The sequence below is a fragment of the Streptomyces sp. MH60 genome (assembly GCF_002939385.1).
In the GTDB taxonomy this organism is placed as follows: Bacteria; Actinomycetota; Actinomycetes; order Streptomycetales; family Streptomycetaceae; genus Streptomyces.
The window spans coordinates 1-2354 of sequence record NZ_MULI01000173.1; the positions used below are offsets into that span (position 1 = coordinate 1).

3 protein-coding genes and 1 pseudogene are annotated in these 2354 nt (G+C 76.3%); 2 read left to right on the forward strand and 2 right to left on the reverse strand.

Translation table 11 applies throughout. The features are described from left to right. A pseudogene (locus BZZ08_RS38330) lies at positions 1-326 on the reverse strand (fructosamine kinase family protein); the annotation flags it as partial. A gap of 165 nt (positions 327-491) precedes the next feature. On the opposite strand from BZZ08_RS38330, the gene BZZ08_RS38335 reads away from it, so the two are divergent. Together BZZ08_RS38335 and BZZ08_RS38340 are read left to right on the forward strand one after the other, a co-directional pair. Then, on the forward strand, positions 492-815 hold the full coding sequence (locus BZZ08_RS38335; RefSeq protein ID WP_030183399.1) for a hypothetical protein: 324 nt from the start codon (positions 492-494) through the stop codon (positions 813-815). An 86-nt stretch (positions 816-901) separates the two neighbouring features. Continuing rightward, positions 902-1669: a maleylpyruvate isomerase family mycothiol-dependent enzyme gene (locus tag BZZ08_RS38340; protein WP_104636726.1), complete on the forward strand. Its 768-nt coding sequence runs from the start codon at positions 902-904 to the stop codon at positions 1667-1669. Between the two features lie 33 nt (positions 1670-1702). Here BZZ08_RS38340 and BZZ08_RS38345 read toward each other — a convergent pair. Beyond that, a partial coding sequence (locus BZZ08_RS38345) for an ArsB/NhaD family transporter (RefSeq protein WP_274543308.1) occupies positions 1703-2354 on the reverse strand: 652 nt, incomplete at its 5' end.

Consider the following 2354-nt stretch of genomic DNA (forward strand, 5'->3'; position numbering starts at 1 on the left):
CCGGCGGCGTGCAGCCCGGCCAGGTCCCGCCCGAACCGGACCGCGGCCCCCGCACTCGCCGGCCCCCGCACCACCCGGTCGGTGACCAGCCCGTGCTCGTCCACGCCGTGCACCGCGGGAATCCGTACCGCCCCCGCCCCGGCCAGCCAGCGCAGCCCCGCGGCCTCGGCCCGCGCCGCACCGGGGGCGTCCGCGACCTTGACCACCACCGTGCGCCCGTCGTCGAGGCCGACCTCGGTGAGCCCCCCGGACAACGGACGCTCACGGACCACCGCTCGCCCGGTGCACCGCGCCGCGAGGACCGAGGACGAGCCGAGGGCACCCATGTCCACGAGCCTAGGACCCCCACCCCACCCGGGGCAGGTCCACGCCGGGGGCTCTGGGCCCGGGAGCACACCCACCACGGCGCCGCGCGGCTCGCTGCCGCCGACCCGGTGAAATCCGTTCGGTGCGCCGATCGGACACCCCGGGCATGGGGGAGCAATGGGACTATGACCAGTTCAGCGTTTCATCGCACCATCGTCCTGCCTGCTTCCGTGTGCCAGCAGGCCGCGCACCACCTCGAGCAGGCGGTGCACAAGGCCATCGACGGTGCCGCCACGCCGTGGCGCGCCTTCCGCGGAGCCGACGGCGACGACTTCGCGTTCTCCGTGCCGGTGGTCGAGCAGGCCGCGGGCTGCCTGCTGGTGCTGGCCGCCGAGAGCGCCCAGAGCCTGCGGCCCTCCGCGCTGCGCGCCCTGATCACCGTCGCCCTGCACCTGCGCGACGCCGCCGAGGCGGTCCGGCGCCCCGCGGTCCCCAGCCCGGCGTGGTGAGCGCGCGCCGGGCGCGAGGGCGCGGGCACGGCGGAGGCGTGGAAATCACCGTGCCCCGGGCCTGAACATGTGTTTGGCTCGACGCCATGGAGTTCACCCGCTTCCTCGACTGCCTCGCGGCCGACCACGACCGGCTGCGGGACGTCGTCGAGACCGACGCCGACGCCCCCGTGCCGACCTGCCCCGGCTGGACGGTCGCCGACCTGACCCGCCACGTCGGCGAGGTCTACCTGCACAAGGCCGCCGCCATGCGTGACGGGGCCGAGCCCGAGCCCTGGCCGCCGAAGGAGTTCGCCGAACAGGCGCCGACGGCGCTGCTCGACCGGGGCTACACCGCGCTGCGCGCCGAGTTCGCCACCCGCGCCCCCGAGGACCCGGCCGGCACCTGGTACGGCCCCGACCAGAGCGTCGGCTTCTGGATCCGGCGGATGGCGCAGGAGACCGTCGTCCACCGCATCGACGCCGAACTCGCCACCGGACGGCCCGTCACCGCCGTACCGGACGACCTCGCCGTGGACGGCGTCGACGAACTGCTCAAGGTCTTCGCCGCGTACGCCGTGGCCGAGTGGGGCGACTACTTCACCGAGATCCTGGACGGCTCACCGGGCCGTACGTTCCTGGTGCGGGCGGGCGACGACGCGGCATGGCGGGTACGGACCGGCCCGGGGGAGTTCACCGTCACGGACGGCGCGGGCGACGGCACGGCCGACGTGACGCTGAGCGGCTCCCCGGAGGACGTGCTGCGGTCGCTGTGGAACCGGGCGGGCGCCGACGGGGAGCGCGGTGTGACCGTCGAGGGCGATCCCCGGGCCCTGGCGGAGCTGAGACGCTGCCTCGTCGTGGCGACCCAGTGAGCGGACGTACGGCACCCGGCGGCGCCCCGGGCGTCAGGCGCCGATGAGGCGCAGCGCCCCCCACAGGGCCACCGTCGACGCGGCGACCGTGGCCGGCACGGTGAGCAGCCCGAGCGCGGTGAACCGGCCGAGCTCCACCTCGACACCGTGCCGGTGCAGGATGCGCCGCCACAGCAGGGTCGCCAGCGAACCGACGTAGGTCAGGTTGGGGCCCAGGTTCACACCGATCAGTACGGCGAGGACCTGGGCCGGCCCGCCCGGCGCGGCCAGCGGGAGCAGGGCGAGTACGGCCGGCAGGTTGTTGACCACGTTGGCCAGCACCGCGGCGACCGCCGCCACCCCGAGCAGCGCCGGCAGCGAGTCCCCGTCCGGCAGCAGCCGCCCGAGCCCGGCCGCCGGCGCGCCCGCCACCACCCCCTGCACCACGATGCCGAGGGCCAGGACGAACAGGCAGAACAGCGGCGCTGCGGCGCCCACCATCTCCCGGGGCGTGACATGGCGCCGGGCCAGCGCCCGCACCCCGAGCACCAGCACACCGCCGAGCGCCGCCCAGGCGGGCTCCACCCCGGCCGGCGAGGCCACGGCGAACCCGGCCAGGGTCAGCGCCACGACGACCACGGTGAAACGCGGCACGGAAGGCGCGGGCGGCGCGGCCGCCGTGCCCGGCCCGTCACCGGCGGCCGCG

Coding starts and splice junctions, on each gene's coding strand:
- BZZ08_RS38335 (WP_030183399.1), top strand. CDS start 492: ATGACCAGTTCAGCGTTTCATCGCACCATCGTCCTGCCTGCTTCCGTG.
- BZZ08_RS38340 (WP_104636726.1), top strand. CDS start 902: ATGGAGTTCACCCGCTTCCTCGACTGCCTCGCGGCCGACCACGACCGG.